Origin of the sequence: Vibrio aphrogenes (assembly GCF_002157735.2) — a bacterium.
Taxonomy (GTDB): domain Bacteria; phylum Pseudomonadota; class Gammaproteobacteria; order Enterobacterales; family Vibrionaceae; genus Vibrio; species Vibrio aphrogenes.
Map to the genome: position 1 here is coordinate 1602622 of NZ_AP018689.1, position 15461 is coordinate 1618082.

The 15461-nt window shown below is 42.9% G+C and carries 16 protein-coding genes; 8 read left to right on the top strand and 8 right to left on the bottom strand.

Going from position 1 to position 15461, the window contains the following annotated elements; all coding sequences use genetic code 11:
* Nucleotides 1–31: 31 nt before the first annotated feature.
* Both sppA and ansA read left to right on the top strand, forming a co-directional pair.
* Nucleotides 32–1888, top strand: a complete 1857-nt coding sequence (gene sppA / locus VCA1004_RS07275) for a signal peptide peptidase SppA (protein WP_086983633.1) — start codon at nucleotides 32–34, stop codon at nucleotides 1886–1888.
* 152 nt (nucleotides 1889–2040) lie between these two features.
* Nucleotides 2041–3054, top strand: a complete 1014-nt coding sequence (gene ansA, locus VCA1004_RS07280) for an asparaginase (RefSeq protein WP_086983630.1) — start codon at nucleotides 2041–2043, stop codon at nucleotides 3052–3054.
* A 102-nt stretch (nucleotides 3055–3156) separates the two neighbouring features.
* Here the strand turns inward: ansA and VCA1004_RS07285 are convergent, their stop codons facing one another.
* Nucleotides 3157–3441: a YeaC family protein gene (locus VCA1004_RS07285; protein WP_086983627.1), complete on the bottom strand. Its 285-nt coding sequence runs from the start codon at nucleotides 3439–3441 to the stop codon at nucleotides 3157–3159.
* Nucleotides 3442–3573: 132 nt separating this feature from the next.
* Nucleotides 3574–3957, bottom strand: coding sequence for a peptide-methionine (R)-S-oxide reductase MsrB (gene msrB / locus VCA1004_RS07290; RefSeq protein ID WP_086983624.1), 384 nt, complete (start codon nucleotides 3955–3957; stop codon nucleotides 3574–3576).
* Nucleotides 3958–4422: 465 nt separating this feature from the next.
* Here msrB and gap point away from each other — a divergent pair, with 465 nt between their 5' ends.
* From gap to rlmA, 3 genes are all read left to right on the top strand, one after another.
* Nucleotides 4423–5418, top strand: a complete 996-nt coding sequence (gene gap, locus VCA1004_RS07295) for a type I glyceraldehyde-3-phosphate dehydrogenase (protein ID WP_086983621.1) — start codon at nucleotides 4423–4425, stop codon at nucleotides 5416–5418.
* Nucleotides 5419–5646: 228 nt separating this feature from the next.
* Nucleotides 5647–6531: a D-hexose-6-phosphate mutarotase gene (locus VCA1004_RS07300; RefSeq protein ID WP_086983618.1), complete on the top strand. Its 885-nt coding sequence runs from the start codon at nucleotides 5647–5649 to the stop codon at nucleotides 6529–6531.
* A 115-nt stretch (nucleotides 6532–6646) separates the two neighbouring features.
* Nucleotides 6647–7498, top strand: a complete 852-nt coding sequence (rlmA, locus tag VCA1004_RS07305) for a 23S rRNA (guanine(745)-N(1))-methyltransferase (RefSeq protein ID WP_086983615.1) — start codon at nucleotides 6647–6649, stop codon at nucleotides 7496–7498.
* Between the two features lie 34 nt (nucleotides 7499–7532).
* On the opposite strand, the gene VCA1004_RS07310 is transcribed toward rlmA, so the two are convergent.
* Complete coding sequence (locus VCA1004_RS07310; protein WP_086983612.1) at nucleotides 7533–8282, bottom strand: endonuclease; 750 nt, start codon at nucleotides 8280–8282, stop codon at nucleotides 7533–7535.
* 174 nt (nucleotides 8283–8456) lie between these two features.
* On the opposite strand from VCA1004_RS07310, the gene VCA1004_RS07315 reads away from it, so the two are divergent.
* Together VCA1004_RS07315 and VCA1004_RS07320 are read left to right on the top strand one after the other, a co-directional pair.
* Nucleotides 8457–9416: a ChaN family lipoprotein gene (locus tag VCA1004_RS07315; RefSeq protein ID WP_086983610.1), complete on the top strand. Its 960-nt coding sequence runs from the start codon at nucleotides 8457–8459 to the stop codon at nucleotides 9414–9416.
* A gap of 538 nt (nucleotides 9417–9954) precedes the next feature.
* On the top strand, nucleotides 9955–10293 hold the full coding sequence (locus VCA1004_RS07320) for a cytosolic protein (protein ID WP_086983608.1): 339 nt from the start codon (nucleotides 9955–9957) through the stop codon (nucleotides 10291–10293).
* A gap of 281 nt (nucleotides 10294–10574) precedes the next feature.
* Here the strand turns inward: VCA1004_RS07320 and VCA1004_RS07325 are convergent, their stop codons facing one another.
* Nucleotides 10575–11015, bottom strand: coding sequence for a YcgN family cysteine cluster protein (locus VCA1004_RS07325; RefSeq protein ID WP_086983605.1), 441 nt, complete (start codon nucleotides 11013–11015; stop codon nucleotides 10575–10577).
* A 157-nt stretch (nucleotides 11016–11172) separates the two neighbouring features.
* Here VCA1004_RS07325 and VCA1004_RS07330 point away from each other — a divergent pair, with 157 nt between their 5' ends.
* Complete coding sequence (locus tag VCA1004_RS07330; protein ID WP_086983602.1) at nucleotides 11173–11421, top strand: YkgJ family cysteine cluster protein; 249 nt, start codon at nucleotides 11173–11175, stop codon at nucleotides 11419–11421.
* A 101-nt stretch (nucleotides 11422–11522) separates the two neighbouring features.
* Here VCA1004_RS07330 and recR read toward each other — a convergent pair whose 3' ends face one another.
* The 4 genes from recR to apt all read right to left on the bottom strand — a co-directional run bounded on the left by recR (nucleotide 11523) and on the right by apt (nucleotide 15349).
* Nucleotides 11523–12122, bottom strand: a complete 600-nt coding sequence (gene recR / locus VCA1004_RS07335) for a recombination mediator RecR (protein ID WP_086983599.1) — start codon at nucleotides 12120–12122, stop codon at nucleotides 11523–11525.
* Between the two features lie 39 nt (nucleotides 12123–12161).
* Nucleotides 12162–12491, bottom strand: coding sequence for a YbaB/EbfC family nucleoid-associated protein (locus VCA1004_RS07340; protein WP_086983596.1), 330 nt, complete (start codon nucleotides 12489–12491; stop codon nucleotides 12162–12164).
* A 117-nt stretch (nucleotides 12492–12608) separates the two neighbouring features.
* The gene (dnaX, locus tag VCA1004_RS07345; protein ID WP_086983593.1) at nucleotides 12609–14750 is read right to left on the bottom strand and encodes a DNA polymerase III subunit gamma/tau; all 2142 of its coding nucleotides are present in this window, start codon (nucleotides 14748–14750) and stop codon (nucleotides 12609–12611) included.
* Between the two features lie 53 nt (nucleotides 14751–14803).
* Nucleotides 14804–15349, bottom strand: coding sequence for an adenine phosphoribosyltransferase (gene apt / locus VCA1004_RS07350; protein WP_086983591.1), 546 nt, complete (start codon nucleotides 15347–15349; stop codon nucleotides 14804–14806).
* Nucleotides 15350–15461 lie beyond the last annotated feature (112 nt).

Consider the following 15461-nt stretch of genomic DNA (forward strand, 5'->3'; position numbering starts at 1 on the left):
AGAGATACACACGTTTAACTGGATAAAAGATATGAAAAAACTGTTTTGCTTTATCGCGAAAATGTTCAGAGGGATATGGAAGTTGATTAGCTTTCTTCGTGTCGCCTTATTGAACATCGCCTTTTTAGCGCTTTTAGTCTTCGCTTACTTCTCATTCTTTCCTCAATCCACCACCTCCTCCGATGAAGCCGTGGATACAAAATCAGCGCTGATCCTTAATTTAGAAGGCCCCATTGTTGAACAACGCTCTTATGTCAACCCATTAGATTCCGTCTCCAGCTCGGTATTTGATAAAGACCTACCGAAAGAAAACGTGTTGTACGACATTGTCACCACCATTCGCGCAGCCTCTGTCGATCCTTCGATCACCGGGCTCGTTCTTAATCTCAAGCAAATGCCTGAAACCAACCTCACTAAGTTGCGTTATATTGGTAAAGCGATCAGCGAATTTAAAGCGAGCGGAAAACCGATTTATGCTTATGGCGATTTTTACAATCAAAGCCAATATTATTTAGCCAGTTACGCAAATCAAATCATGCTCTCCCCTGATGGCGCAGTATTACTCAAAGGCTACAGTGCCTATAATTTGTATTTCAAAGATCTTCTCGAAAAAATGAACGTCTCAACGCATATTTTCCGAGTAGGTACTTACAAATCGGCCGTCGAACCTTTCATTAGAAATGATATGTCACCTGCGGCAAAAGAATCGGCTACCGCTTGGCTTACTCAACTCTGGGGAGCTTATGTCGATGACGTTGCCCATAACCGTAACATTGATGGCAAAGTATTATCGCCAACCATGGAGCAATTTTTGGCACAAATGAAAGCGGTAGATGGTGATCTCGCCACGTTGTCAAAACAAGTCGGTTTGGTCGATAGCCTCATGACTCGCCAACAAGTGACCACCTTCCTACGCAACCAATTTGGCGGTACTGAGAGTAAGGGTTACAACGGCATCAGTTATTATCAATATAAACACTCTTTGTCTCAGCCAATCACCAATACAACCAACGATATTGCAATCGTAGTCGCCAGTGGCACCATTTTAGATGGTGACCAACCCAAAGGCAGTATTGGCGGAGATTCTACTGCGCGCTTATTACGTCAAGCTCGCTTAGATGAGCATGTGAAAGCGGTAGTCTTGCGTGTCGATAGCCCAGGAGGCAGCGCCTTTGCTTCAGAAGTGATTCGTCATGAAGTCGAAGCGCTCAAGCAAGCGGGCAAACCTGTCGTGGTGTCTATGTCGAGTCTAGCCGCCTCTGGAGGCTATTGGATTTCAATGAGCGCAGATAGAATCATTGCGCAGCCGACAACCTTAACCGGTTCAATTGGTATTTTTGGCGTCATTACGACCTTTGAAAAAGGTTTAAATCAACTGGGCGTTCACACCGATGGTATTGGTACTAGCCCATTCTCCGGTGTTGGTATTACCAATGGTTTATCTAAAGGCGCATCTGAGGCGATGCAAATGGGGATTGAACATGGGTATCATCGCTTTATCTCATTAGTTGGAGCCAATAGAGACATGACAACAGAAGCGGTTGATAAAGTAGCTCAAGGTCGTGTTTGGACAGGACAAGATGCCTTAAATCATGGTTTAGTCGATCAACTCGGTGACTTTGATGATGCTGTGGCCGCCGCGGCCAAACTGGCAAAAGTGTCTGATTATCAACTCAAGTGGGTAGATAAATCACTCACGCCAACTCAGCAATTATTACAAGATTTGTTCAGTACGGTGGATGCCTCTCTTGGCGCTCACATTGAGCAATACTTACCTGATGCGTTAAAACCAGCCGCGACACAAATGGTCCAAAGTGCTGACTTACTCAATCGCTTTAATGACCCTAAAGGTTATTATGCGTTTTGCTTAAATTGCCAGACTCTCTAGTTAACCAGTAAAACACCCATCCTATTGATTCAAGCCAACGACACGCTCGTTGGCTTTTTTATTTCCCTCATATTCAATCTGCTATCCTTTTCCTTTTATTGTTATTTATCGCTATAATCGCGGTCTCTGTTCCCAAGTACATTAATCTTATTATGACAAGAAAACACATCTATATTGCCTACACTGGCGGCACGATTGGGATGAAACGTTCATCTCATGGTTACATTCCAGCAGATGGTTTCATGACCCAACAACTTGAAGCGATGCCTGAGTTCCATCGTGAAGAAATGCCACTGTTTACGGTTCATGAGTATTCGCCCTTAATGGATTCATCGGATATGACGCCTAATGATTGGCAACATATCGCCGATGACATTAAAGCCAATTATGACAAATACGATGGTTTTGTGATCCTGCATGGTACCGATACTATGGCCTACACGGCGTCGGCTTTATCATTTATGTTTGAAAACTTAAGCAAACCTGTGATTGTCACTGGCTCACAAATTCCTTTAGCGGAATTACGTTCAGACGGTCAAGCTAACCTGCTTAATGCTTTGCATATTGCGGCAAACTACCCGATTAATGAAGTAACCTTATTCTTCAATAACCAATTAATGCGTGGTAACCGCAGCACCAAATCGCGTGCTGATGGCTTTAATGCTTTCACTTCGCCGAATCTACCGCATTTATTAGAAGCGGGAATCAACATCCAAGTGAGCAATCCGGATCTGATTAATAAAAAACCACAAGGCGAATTTAAGGTACACAACATCACCCCACAACCGATTGGCGTGATCACTATGTACCCAGGTATTTCTCACGAAGTGATTCGTAATACCTTGCTTCAACCGGTCAATGCGATGATTCTGCTGACATTTGGTGTGGGTAATGCGCCACAAAATAAAGATATGCTTGCTCACTTAAAAGAAGCGTCGGAACGTGGCGTGATCGTGGTGAACTTAACGCAATGTTTAACAGGCAAAGTAAATATGGATGGCTATGCGACTGGCGTTTCTCTGGCTGAAGCAGGAGTGATCAGTGGTTATGACATGACCCATGAAGCCGCTCTGGCAAAACTGCATTATTTATTAAGTAAAAATTTAAGCTACGAAGAAGTCAAAGCGCAAATGAAACAAGTTTTGCGTGGAGAGATGAGTATTTAAGCGTTACTTGAATTCTCGTTACTCGTTGCTCGGAAAAGATAGTTCGAGCAACGAGAAGCAAAGCGCCCGAGAAACAAGCCCCGTGCCTTTCAAAACTAGGAACTAATTATCCACCTTCATTCTCACAATATCGGCTTCATTAGGTTCTGCAAACTGCTTTTTCAGCTCTGCTTTAGATTTAAACGACACTTCTCCACCAGCTGCCACCGTCATGTGTTGCGCATCAACGTTATGCTTTGATTGGTACAACATCACCGCTTGCATACAGGCATCACGCTGCTCTTGACTAATTGGAGTGCCATCTAACCAACGACCGGTCTCAATCGCATAATTTAAACGTTGGTAAACTTCCGGTGTCATGGCGGCCAGCAATTGTTCTACATTCATCTTTAATTTTCCTTGATGAGACTAAATTTGATATCACGACACGCCGTGACAGTGAGTATTGATAGCTTATGTATTAGTACTTTTATACTGTTATATATTGGCACTTTGATTGAACGTTTGTCGATTTATCATTTATTGATTAAAGACTAGCGATACTGAGTTAACACAAAAACGTTGGCCAGTCGTCTCTTGAGGACCATCTAAAAAAACATGACCTAAGTGGCTATCACATTGAGCGCAGCGAACTTCTGTACGAACCATGCCATGACTCCGGTCTTCCAAATAACGCACCGCCTCATCAGAGATCGGCTTATCAAAACTGGGCCACCCACAACCAGAATCAAACTTACTCTCGGATGAAAACAAATCAGCCTGACAACAGGTACATTGATAAATGCCGGTGTCTTTATTATGAAGTAACGTTCCCGAATACGGCGCTTCAGTTCCCCCTAAGCGACAAACACGGTATTGCTCTTCGCTCAGACTTGCCTTCCATTCTTTATCCGTTTTCTTCACTAGAGCTACTCCATTTGATTAAGGTTATCGTTTTATTGCGGCTGATATTCAACATTGAAGAGATTGAAGTCAATAACCAGAGAATTAAACTGATAGTCCAGTCTCTGTTTTATTGTCGTCATTTTATAGTGGAAAAGTTTATCACTGAATATGGATAAGAAAAACTTGCGTATTGACTACAATGTGGCACATACTTTCCAACGATTTGAAATGGTGATGTGAATCACGTTAAGCTATGATTCATGTCTGAACATGCAGGATATGTACAAGCTTGTAGTATTAGCAAAGTGAAACAGTCACTTATTGGGCGCAAATTAATCGATTTTGCCGGTTTTGGAAGAAAGTAACTCTTTTTTTTGACTTTAAACAAGTAAAAGCCGATTATGCCTTGCAGTCACTGACTGGGTTTTGTAATTTTACTACCAGTTATCTTTAATCTGAAAATTAAGTTGTGGAGCAACTACAATGACTATCAAAGTAGGTATTAACGGTTTTGGCCGTATTGGACGTTTCGTTTTCCGTGCTTCTGTTGAGCGTGACAACATCGAAGTTGTTGGTATCAACGACCTAATCGACGTTGAGTACATGGCATACATGCTTAAGTACGATTCAACTCACGGTCGTTTCAACGGCACTGTTGAAGTTAAAGACGGTAACCTAATCGTTAACGGTAAAACTGTACGTGTAACTGCAGAACGTAACCCAGAAGATCTAAAATGGAACGAAATCAATGTTGATGTCGTTGCAGAAGCAACTGGTATCTTCCTAACTGACGAAACTGCACGTAAACACATCACTGCAGGTGCTAAAAAAGTAGTTCTAACTGGTCCTTCTAAAGACGCAACTCCAATGTTCGTTATGGGCGTAAACCACGAAACTTACGCTGGTCAAGACATCGTTTCTAACGCTTCTTGTACTACTAACTGCCTAGCGCCAATCGCTAAAGTTCTTAACGACAAGTGGGGCATCGAATCTGGTCTTATGACTACTGTTCACGCAACTACAGCAACTCAAAAAACTGTAGATGGTCCTTCTATGAAAGACTGGCGTGGTGGCCGTGGTGCTTCTCAAAACATCATCCCATCTTCAACTGGTGCTGCTAAAGCGGTAGGCGTTGTACTTCCTGAAGTACAAGGCAAACTAACTGGTATGGCTTTCCGCGTACCAACTGCTAACGTTTCAGTTGTTGACCTAACAGTTAACCTATCTAACGCTGCTTCTTACGCTGACATCTGTGCAGAAATGAAACGCGCTTCTGAAAATGAACTAGCGGGCGTTCTTGGTTACACTGAAGATGCAGTTGTTTCTCAAGACTTCATCGGCGAAACTAACACTTCAGTATTTGATGCTAAAGCTGGTATCGCACTAAACGACAAATTCGTTAAAGTTGTATCTTGGTACGACAACGAAATCGGTTACTCAAACAAAGTTCTTGACCTAATCGCTCACATCTCTAAGTAAGCATTAGCACAGACTTTCTTTGAAAGGTCTTCTTTTAGAAGATAAGTGACAAAAGGCGGCCATAGTGTCGCCTTTTTTGTTGATAGTTCCTGGGTGGCTAGTCCCTAGTCCCTGGGTTTTCACTGAAGCTATTTGCTTTACTGACTATAGTTATGATTTTGATGACTCCCTTTTTCAGGAAATCTTCTTTTCCTAGAAACTAGGGACCAGAAACTAGGAACCCATTCCATGAAGCTAACCCATTTACCTATCATCAGTACTCTCTCTGACTACATCACGATTACTCAAAAAGATCAGCTTAAAATCATCCACATTCAACACCCTAAAGCCGAAGCTGCAATTTCTCTATTTGGTGGTCATGTCATTTCATTCAAACCACAAGGTGAGCAAGATCTTATTTGGACTAGCGAAGACGCTATTTTCGATGCAATCACTCCGATCCGCGGCGGTATTCCGGTTTGTTGGCCTTGGTTTGCGCGTATAGGCACGCCTTCACATGGCTTTGCACGAACCACTCAATGGTCACTCGTAGAGCATAGAGAAAATGAACACGGCGCTATGGTACGCATCGCCCTGCCTCTCTCACAAGAAACGCTCGCGATTTGGCCTCATCAATTTGAAGTTTTTTTAGATATTGAAGTTGCCGAGCAATTAACGACGACTTTACGCATTAAAAATACCGATGACCATGCGTGGACCTTCTCAGGTGCTCTTCATAGCTATTTCAATATTGCGAATATCTTAGAAACGCAAATTACTGGTATGGGTGATCACTATATTGATAAATTACAGGCGGATAAAATTTGTCTCGGTGGCACAACATTAAATATCACAGCCGGTGTTGATCGTGTTTATACTCATCCAACACAACAAATTTGCATTTCAGATCCCAGCCATCAACGCACCATTTGTGTGGAAAATAGCGGTGATAATGCGGCCGTGATTTGGAACCCATGGGAGCTTACCCATGGTATGGTTGATATGAAAGATGAAGCCTACCGCAATATGGTATGTGTCGAGTCAACCTTATATGCCGAAAGCCTTGAAACTGGCCATACTCTTGAGCCAGGTGAAAGCTATTTACTCAGTACTAAGATAGGTTTGCAAGCTTAATACCTATATAGACGCTCAAAACTAAGGGCTAGGATCTTTTTCAACCTAGTCCTTTTTTCATCATATACTCCATGCCATACTTCACAGCCCAATTAACAATAAGATTAAAAGCCGTATGACTTATCAATGCCCTCTTTGCCATCACACTCTCACAGTCACCTCAAGTGGCTATCAATGTGACCATAATCATCAATTTGATCGTGCTAAAGAAGGCTATGTTAATTTAATGCCGGTTCAGCATAAGCGTTCAAAACAACCCGGTGACAATGCAGAAATGATGCAAGCGCGACGCCGCTTTTTAGATTCGAATCATTACCATCAAATGCGTGAAGCGGTAGCCACACTTTGTGTTGAGCATAGCTTAGTCGCCTCTCCCCAGCTCCTTGATATCGGCTGTGGTGAGGGCTACTACACTGATTTTATCGCCCAGCAACTCCAACAGCGCAGCCCCAACGCAACCTGTTATGGTTTGGACATTTCAAAAGTCGCCATTCGCTATGCTGCCAAACGCTACGCTCGTGATGATTTACAATTTTGCGTCGCCTCCAGTCACCGACTCCCGTTTGCGGATCAAAGTTTAGATACCATTTTACGTATATACGCACCCTGTCATCACTCAGAGCTACAACGAGTCACTACAGAAAATGGTTGCGTTATTACGGTTACGCCAGCAGCACGTCATCTTTACCAACTACGTGAATTGGTTTATCAAGACGTTCGCTTGCATGATGAAACCCCTGAAGAGATTGAAGGGTTTGAATTGATACAGGCCGACAAACTCCACTACACCATGACAATGAGTGGAGAGCAGGCGGATGACTTATTACAAATGACGCCGTTCGCTTGGAAAGCAACCGAGGCAATGCGGAAACAACTGAAATCTACACCACAATTTCAATGTGAAGCCGATTTCATGTTGAGAGTATATAAGAAATCCGCATTAACTAGCCTCACTGAGGATAACTAGCGCAAAGAGTGCCAAATAACACGGATGGATAACATTATTTTGCCGCGCAACGTGCCGCTAAAATCGGGTTATCGTTGTGCTGGTAACTTTGCACAATTTTCGCTTTTTGACATTCAAAATCACTGACCGGATATTGTTTGTCCCATGCGGTAAACAATTGTTTTTGCTGTTTACTCAAGCGAAACTTAGGGTAGGTCACATCAAAGTACAAATAGGTTCGAGCAATTAAACCTCGAGCCTTTTCTGGTGGTTGTGCTTTGCGCTCATCGACATGAAAATCACAGCTACCAAAATCCGATTGAGTGCCTGAAAGCATCTGAAAATTATAATTTGAGCGGTAGGCATTCACACTGCCAATCGCTGCAAATAAGTTATAACCATCCGCTTGCATTAATCGATATTCGTGGCTGACTTTATCGGCACACTTCCGGCCTTTATAAGATTTGCCTTTACTACTCACACATTGTGCATCCCCTTCTCGCCACTCAACAAAAGCACGACCAAAGTTCTCAGCAGGTACAATATGTTCAAACTCCACTCGTTTTGAACGTTTGGTATATAAACGATCGTCAAAACCTGCGGGCAAGGTGATATTTTTCTTCGCGTCAAATTGGGCGTCACAATACACGGTGTTACGCATAGAGGGTTGATTGTAAACCTTTTCCATCAGCAAGCGCTTGGCTTTAGAAAATGAATCAATTTGAGTATTAGGGCTTGCCATTGCGAAACTGGGTAACGCCAGTAACGGAGACAACATATAAGGGATAAGTGACCACTTTTTCATTATAAGCTTCCTTTTTGAAGCCTATATTTTACGTTGCCTTTAATACTTTTTTCATACTTATTATCACGTTATTGTGCAATTAATCAGCAAACAGATTTTTAATGAAAATAATTATCAATTGCATTGAATCATTTGCTCCAACGTTTTACTATAAGCGCCTACACGGAGAACATTATGGTTAATCTTTCGACTTCTTTACCTCTAACAGCCTTATTATCTGCCACAGCATTGCTAAGTGGTTGCAGCACGCTCAATACCCCATCTGAGCCAGATTCAGTGAACACTTTTTACGACTATCAACTCTATACCCCACAGAATCAGCCACTTGAATTATCACAATGGGTGACAGAAGCACAGCAAGCCGATGTTATCTTGATTGGTGAATGGCATACACACGCGGGGATTCATCGCTTCCAGACCCAAGCTTTGCAGCAATTAATCACAAACAGCAGTCATCCCGTTGCTTTGTCGATGGAACAATTTAGCCGTGATGCGCAACCTATCGTCGATGAATATTTGCATGGTGAGATCGGCGAGCAAACCTTAATTCAACAAGGACAAGCTTGGCCCAATTATGAAAGTGATTATCGCCCTTTAATTGAAGTGGCTAAAGCGTCGAATATTGATGTACTCGCAGCCAATGCTCCCAAACCCATCATTCGTTGTATTGCTCAGCAAGGATTGGGTTACTTAGATAAACTTGATGCTTCAACCCGCCATTCTGTAGCAGCTAATATCGACATCAGTGACTCAGCCTATAAACAAAAATTCATGGCCTCGATGCACCATGGGGAACCAAGCCAACATATCAATATGTATGCCTCTCAATTAACTTGGGATGCCACAATGGCAGAAACCATCGTTGATTACCTTGAGCAGCACCCACATACCACAGTCTTACATATTGCAGGAAAGTTTCATACTGAAGGTGGCTTAGGCACCGCTGCACAAATTAACAAGCTGAACCCTAAGCTAAAGGTAATGATTGTGACTCCGGTAGCCACTCCAGAACTCAATCACAGCGACTATCAATTACACGTTTTAGCGCCACCAGTTCGCTATGTGAAAAAAGAAAACCAGCAACAAGCCTATAAGGCAATGTCCACCCGCGCAGCCCCAACTCGTTGTGAGTAAATAAAAAACGCCCTGCTGATAATATTAAGCAGGGCGTTGTCTCTATTCTACCTTTGTGTAACTAAGCAGTTCTCTACCCTACAAGTGAACCCTACTCCTTTACACCGTCAGCCACCATAGTGACTACACAGTCGATTATTCGTTGTAACAGGTGTTTGGACAATTGTGATTTAGGGAACTCTTTCTATCAGATCAGCGAAAGTATGTTGAAGCCTTGAACTTTAGTATGGAAAATTATCCCTATCGTTCGACCTGTTTCGGGTAAGACTTTAGCTGCAACTAAAGCTTCCCCTTGGCAAATGGTGTCACTGTACCACTACACACTGACAATAATAGTTTATAAGGGGAAGCGGGGATGGGATTGATTACACTAAATCCTTTTTGAGGGAAAACTCATTTTAAGCTACTCGCAGATATCCGAATCAGGCACAAAATGACTCCCTTTAATACTTAGTCTCAGTTGTGATTACTTAAATTTCTACTACGCTCTATCGCTAATAATGATAGAATCTCCGCATCAGAATTACCGAGAAAATCAATGTATATTCATCATGTTAATGATATCGACTGGCTGGTGATTACCGCTTTTGAAGAGCTGAAAACTCTCTTTATTGAAGATGCCGGTACGATCCCTTCTTGCTTCTCTATTGCTAGCGAATTGAGCCTAATTGATCAAGCCAAGCGTACTTATGGATATTTGCCTCCACTCCGTGGCGTGATCACCGATACCGGTACTTTTCAGAGCCAAGACAATGAAGAAGATTTAAACCCACAGCTTGCCTGTCTCGTTGAGGGGCGTGGTCGGGTGTTTATCTATCACGGCGGCTTTGTGGCTTTTGTCGATGATGAGCAAACCTTTATTACTCGAATAGATTGAAAATCATTTAGTTAGCTGACCGCTGTAAATTAAGCACGCAGATAAAACACACGGTGCGCTTATTTATCCACTGGTCACTTAAAATGGTGTCCTGTTTTAAAACCTCTCAACGATCTTCTTACTCCCACTCTTTCTACCATCATTTTTTATCACCATTAAAAAAGCCACTTTGTTACCATTAAATAGGCAACAAAGTGGCGGCAAATTGTCATAACAGAAAATGATATCGGCGTAAAAAGGCACTCACATAACGGACAAGCCCTTATCCAGCTTCATCTCACTTATCTACGATGTGGGTGGTTCAAAATGTGATCTTCCCAATCCACGACATCGATTTCATAAACGACTTTATTGCGCACACTTTCTCCGGCGGCGTGCATCGCAGATTTCGAGCCGGTAATCAACGGGTGCCATTGTGGTAATGTTTGCCCTTCGGCTAATAAGCGATAAGAACATGTCTCTGGTAACCAATTAAACTCTTCAATTTTATCACGAGTCAGCTTTAAACATTCTTCACCAGATTGAAAGCGGTTTGGGTAATCTTTACAGCTGCAGGTTTTACTATTCAGCCAGCTACAGGCAACATTGGTGTAATATACCTCATCGCTGTCTTCGTCCATGAGTTTATGTAGGCAACATTTACCACAACCATCACATAGAGACTCCCATTCCTGCTCGCTCATTTGTTGTAATGTCTTTGCTTGCCAAAATGGAATTGTCATAACCTGCCTACTTAAAAATAAATGGAACCAATACTCAATATAGGTTGCGCTTTATACGCCCATTCTGAATGAAATTCAAGTTATGCTACTTTTTGAAAGGGTATTTTGCTACACTCTGCGGCCAATTTTCGCGCATATAAAGGTAGAGGAATAGTTTATGGAATGCCGATTAGGTTGTGGAGCCTGTTGTATTGCCCCCAGTATTTCATCACCGATCCCAGGTATGCCTAATGGTAAACCCGCTGGTGTGCGTTGCATTCAATTGAATCAAGACAACTTATGTCAGTTATTTGGTCAACCTGAACGCCCAGCCGTCTGCCATGCATTTAAGGCAGAGAAAGCCATTTGTGGTCATTCTAATGCTGAAGCACTCGTGATTATTTCTGATTTAGAAAAGATGACCTAAGCAAAAATCGAAACTTAATATCGGGTCGAATCATCAATACCTTTATCAAGTTTCGAGTTTAACTTATTATTTGAAATATAAATTATTGTTTGAAATATAACTTACAGTTTCAAACGTCCCAATAGTGAGTGCGATAACGTGGTGCCATCCACCAGCTCCAGCTCGCCTCCCATAGGAACGCCATGAGCAATTCGGCTGGCATTGACTTGATGGGCCTTACACAACTCCGCAATATAGTGCGCTGTCGCTTCCCCTTCTACCGTTGGGTTGGTTGCCAAAATCACTTCTTCAATATCACCCTGACTTAAACGGCGATCCAATAAGTCTAAGCCAATGTCACTTGGCCCGATCCCATCAAGGGGTGATAAATGTCCCATCAGCACAAAATAACGGCCTGAATACTGGCCCGTCGCTTCAATAGCGGCAATGTCTGCTGGCGTTTCAACCACACAAATTTGCCCATTGGCTTGACGTTTTGGGTTGGTACAGATGTGACAAGTTTCATTTTCAGTAAATGTCCTACACTGATCGCAATGCCCTATCTCTGTCATTGCTTGAGATAACGCCTCTGCCAGTTGTAAGCCACCTTTCCGATTTCGCTGCAATAAATGAAAGGCCATACGTTGTGCTGATTTGGGTCCTACCCCAGGTAAGCAACGTAAGGCCTCCATCAATTGTTCCAGCATACTGCTTGTGCGCATGTATGACTCTCTCGGGTCTATTGACCTTTGATGGTTAAATTAAAATGGCATTTTCATACCTGGTGGTAATTGCATACCGCCAGTAATAGAAGCCATTTTCTCTTTTTGGGTTTCTTCGATACGACGAGAGGCGTCATTAAATGCCGCCGCAATTAAGTCTTCTAGCATTTCTTTGTCGTCTTCCATTAAACTTTCGTCAATGTCAACGCGGCGTACACTGTGGCTGCCTGTTACTGTTACTTTCACTAGGCCAGCACCAGATTCACCAACAATTTCCATGTTCGCGATTTCTTCTTGAAGCTTTTGCATACGCTCTTGCATTTGCTGGGCTTGCTTCATCATGTTGCCCATTCCGCCTTTACCAAACATGCTCATTTCTCGCTTGTTATCTAACTAGAATAAAATATTTAAGTTGGTTATTGGGTTAGAAAGATTGGATTTCAATCCTTCATTGACCAAGTGTTGCTTTTTCATACAATGCTGATTTTAGATTGGACGTACACTATCCACATCCATTTCTGCAGCAAAACGCTTTTGCAAAAATTGCACGTTCGGATCACTTTCTAAACTTTCAAATGCCTTGTGTAATTTATCTTGATAAAGCTTTTCTCTTAATTCTAGCGGTGTCATGCCTTGGTCGCTGACTTCCACCACTAATTCACAACTTTGTTGAAAGTGTGCCGATAATTCATCAACTAATTCTTGTTGAGCTTTCGGAGTATTCAAGTGTGCTTGTTCAGCACGAAGCCCAAGAACGATTTGATTCTCTTGCTTACTAAATGTGGAATTTAAGGCTAATTGTTCCACCAGCTTTGCGGTATTCATTTTCGCAATGATGGCTGCCCATTCACTTTGAGCAATACTTTCTTGTAATAACATCTCTGCCATTTCAGGCGTTTTAACGTGCTCTAACGCTTTTTTAATTTGCGAAGGCGTGAGCTCATTATTCTCTGCTTGCAATGGTGCTGGTTGTGAGGGTATCCATTGATAAGGTTGTTGCTCAGACGCGTTGTCGGTACTCGTAGTTGCTATTGATGTCGCAGACGACCCCTGCACAGCCTCAACTGCCGCTGCCGTATGCTTACTTGCGATACGATCAAGGACAGAGGTTTTAGCCGGTTTTGCAGACGTCGTATCAAACTTTTTTGAACGGTCGTTTCCTTGCGCACTCGCTTGTGTTGGTGCGGCTTTTAAATGCTCACGCTTACTGCGCAACTGATGTCTCAAGCCAGTTAATGGTGAAGCTGCGGAGCTTGGCTCTTGTGGTTGAGCTTGAACCGGTGGCTGAGAAACTGGCGCTTGTGGCGCTAACGACTGTGATGCTGATGGTTGCGAGCCTGTTGGTTGCGAGACTGCTGTCTGCGAAGTTGGAGCTTGCGAAGCAGGCCGTTGCGGTGCTTTGTTCATTGGCGCAGCCGGTGCATCGGTTTGCCTCATGTTCACTTGCTGATTCGCCATTGGCTTCGCTTTAGGGGCAGATTCCACCACTGGAATAGTATGTGCTTGTTGAGTTGGTTCAACAATGGCATTACCTGAGGTCACGGTCGCAGGCCGAAAAGCCAACATCCTCAGGATCAACATTTCTGCCGCCATTTTTTCACTTGGCGCAAAAGGAAGGTCTTGTCGACCTTTAACAATAATTTGGTAATACAGTTGAATATCTTGTGGCGTCAAAGATTGGCTAAGTAACTCCACTCTTTCCGCATCTGGCTGTTCTTTATTTAAGCTGGCAGGTAGCGCTTGATACATCGCAATCCGATGCAGCTGTGTCGCTAACTCTTTTAATAAACCATCCCAATCCGTGCCATTGGCTGCCAATTTTTCTAAGCAATCCATCGCGGTTTGTGGCTGCTTACTGCTAATGGCTTCCAATAAAAAGATTGCTTGTTCGGTATCTAAAGTACCAAGCATATTGGCAACGGTTGCATCATCAATATGGCCATTTCCAAGTGCAATCGCTTGGTCGGCTAAACTTAACGCATCACGCATACTGCCATCTGCAGCATGTGCGATCAGCCTCAAGGCGCGAGGTTCAGAAGTAATGCTCTCTTCACCTAACACATAATTAAGCTGTTCGTGTATCTGTTCTGAATTAATCGGTTTAAGATGAAATTGCAAACAACGCGATAAAATCGTGACCGGTAGCTTTTGTGGATCGGTGGTCGCGAGTAAAAATTTCACATACTCAGGGGGCTCTTCTAATGTTTTCAATAAAGCATTGAAGCTGTGGCGCGATAACATGTGCACCTCATCAATGAGATACACCTTGAATCGGCCACGTGCTGGCTTGTATTGCACATTATCAAGCAACTCACGAGTGTCTTCCACTTTGGTGCGTGACGCTGCATCAATTTCTAATAAATCGACATAGCGCCCTTGGTCAATTTCGACACAACTGTCACAGACACCACAAGGGTTGTCCGTGATCCCGGTTTCACAGTTAAGCCCTTTTGCAAATAAACGACCAATAGAGGTTTTACCTACGCCTCGGGTACCACTAAACAAATACGCATGATGCAAGCGATTCTGTTTAAGGGCATTCTCTAACGCAGTAATGACATGGCTCTGGCCAACGACATTTTCAAATTTGGTTGGTCGCCATTTTCGGGCTAACGCTAAATAACTCATTAATGATTCCGGTTCAGTTGTTCCAACAGTGAAAGATACCGTGCTCGCGGCTATTAGTGTCCTGCAAACTCACAAATGCTGTACACCGTTAAGTCCAATGCTTTTAATTTTTCCTCACCACCAATATCCGGTAGATTAATCACAAAGGCCGCATCCGTTACTTCACCGCCCAATTGGCGAATTAATTTTACGGTTGCTTCAATGGTGCCACCAGTGGCTAGCAGGTCATCGACCACTAAGACTTTATCACCAGGTTGAATAGAGTCAGTGTGAATTTCTAGCACGTCAGTACCGTATTCAAGCTCATAAGATTGAGAAACGGTTTCGCGTGGCAATTTGCCGGGTTTACGAACTGGGATAAAACCTAAACCTAATTCCAGCGCTAGAGGTGCACCAAATAAAAACCCACGGGCTTCCGTACCGACGATTTTAGTAAAACCTTTTGATTGATACTGTTCAACCAATAATTGGATGGTTGCCTGATAGGCTTTAGCATCTTCCATTAAACTGGTCACATCGCGAAATAAGATGCCCGGCTTTGGATAATCAGGGATGGTTTTAATGCTCGCTTGAATGAAAGCTTGAGTCTTTGTAGTCATAATCTATTTCTTATCTAAAATTAACTTTAAGGAGAATAATAACACTCCTAAAGCGTGGGAGTAATGATTTATATCCTGTCATTACAATATACGAACACAAAAGCTCCAATAT

Bases quoted from the DNA above. Each gene is read 5' to 3' on its own strand.
- rlmA (WP_086983615.1), top strand. From the start codon at position 6,647: ATGACTTATCAATGCCCTCTTTGCCATCACACTCTCACAGTCACCTCA.
- VCA1004_RS07320 (WP_086983608.1), top strand. From the start codon at position 9,955: ATGTATATTCATCATGTTAATGATATCGACTGGCTGGTGATTACCGCT.
- dnaX (WP_086983593.1), bottom strand. From the start codon at position 14,750: ATGAGTTATTTAGCGTTAGCCCGAAAATGGCGACCAACCAAATTTGAA.
- apt (WP_086983591.1), bottom strand. From the start codon at position 15,349: ATGACTACAAAGACTCAAGCTTTCATTCAAGCGAGCATTAAAACCATC.
- ansA (WP_086983630.1), top strand. From the start codon at position 2,041: ATGACAAGAAAACACATCTATATTGCCTACACTGGCGGCACGATTGGG.
- sppA (WP_086983633.1), top strand. From the start codon at position 32: ATGAAAAAACTGTTTTGCTTTATCGCGAAAATGTTCAGAGGGATATGG.
- recR (WP_086983599.1), bottom strand. From the start codon at position 12,122: ATGCGCACAAGCAGTATGCTGGAACAATTGATGGAGGCCTTACGTTGC.
- VCA1004_RS07300 (WP_086983618.1), top strand. From the start codon at position 5,647: ATGAAGCTAACCCATTTACCTATCATCAGTACTCTCTCTGACTACATC.
- VCA1004_RS07285 (WP_086983627.1), bottom strand. From the start codon at position 3,441: ATGAATGTAGAACAATTGCTGGCCGCCATGACACCGGAAGTTTACCAA.
- VCA1004_RS07315 (WP_086983610.1), top strand. From the start codon at position 8,457: ATGGTTAATCTTTCGACTTCTTTACCTCTAACAGCCTTATTATCTGCC.
- VCA1004_RS07325 (WP_086983605.1), bottom strand. From the start codon at position 11,015: ATGACAATTCCATTTTGGCAAGCAAAGACATTACAACAAATGAGCGAG.
- VCA1004_RS07330 (WP_086983602.1), top strand. From the start codon at position 11,173: ATGGAATGCCGATTAGGTTGTGGAGCCTGTTGTATTGCCCCCAGTATT.
- VCA1004_RS07310 (WP_086983612.1), bottom strand. From the start codon at position 8,282: ATGAAAAAGTGGTCACTTATCCCTTATATGTTGTCTCCGTTACTGGCG.
- VCA1004_RS07340 (WP_086983596.1), bottom strand. From the start codon at position 12,491: ATGTTTGGTAAAGGCGGAATGGGCAACATGATGAAGCAAGCCCAGCAA.
- gap (WP_086983621.1), top strand. From the start codon at position 4,423: ATGACTATCAAAGTAGGTATTAACGGTTTTGGCCGTATTGGACGTTTC.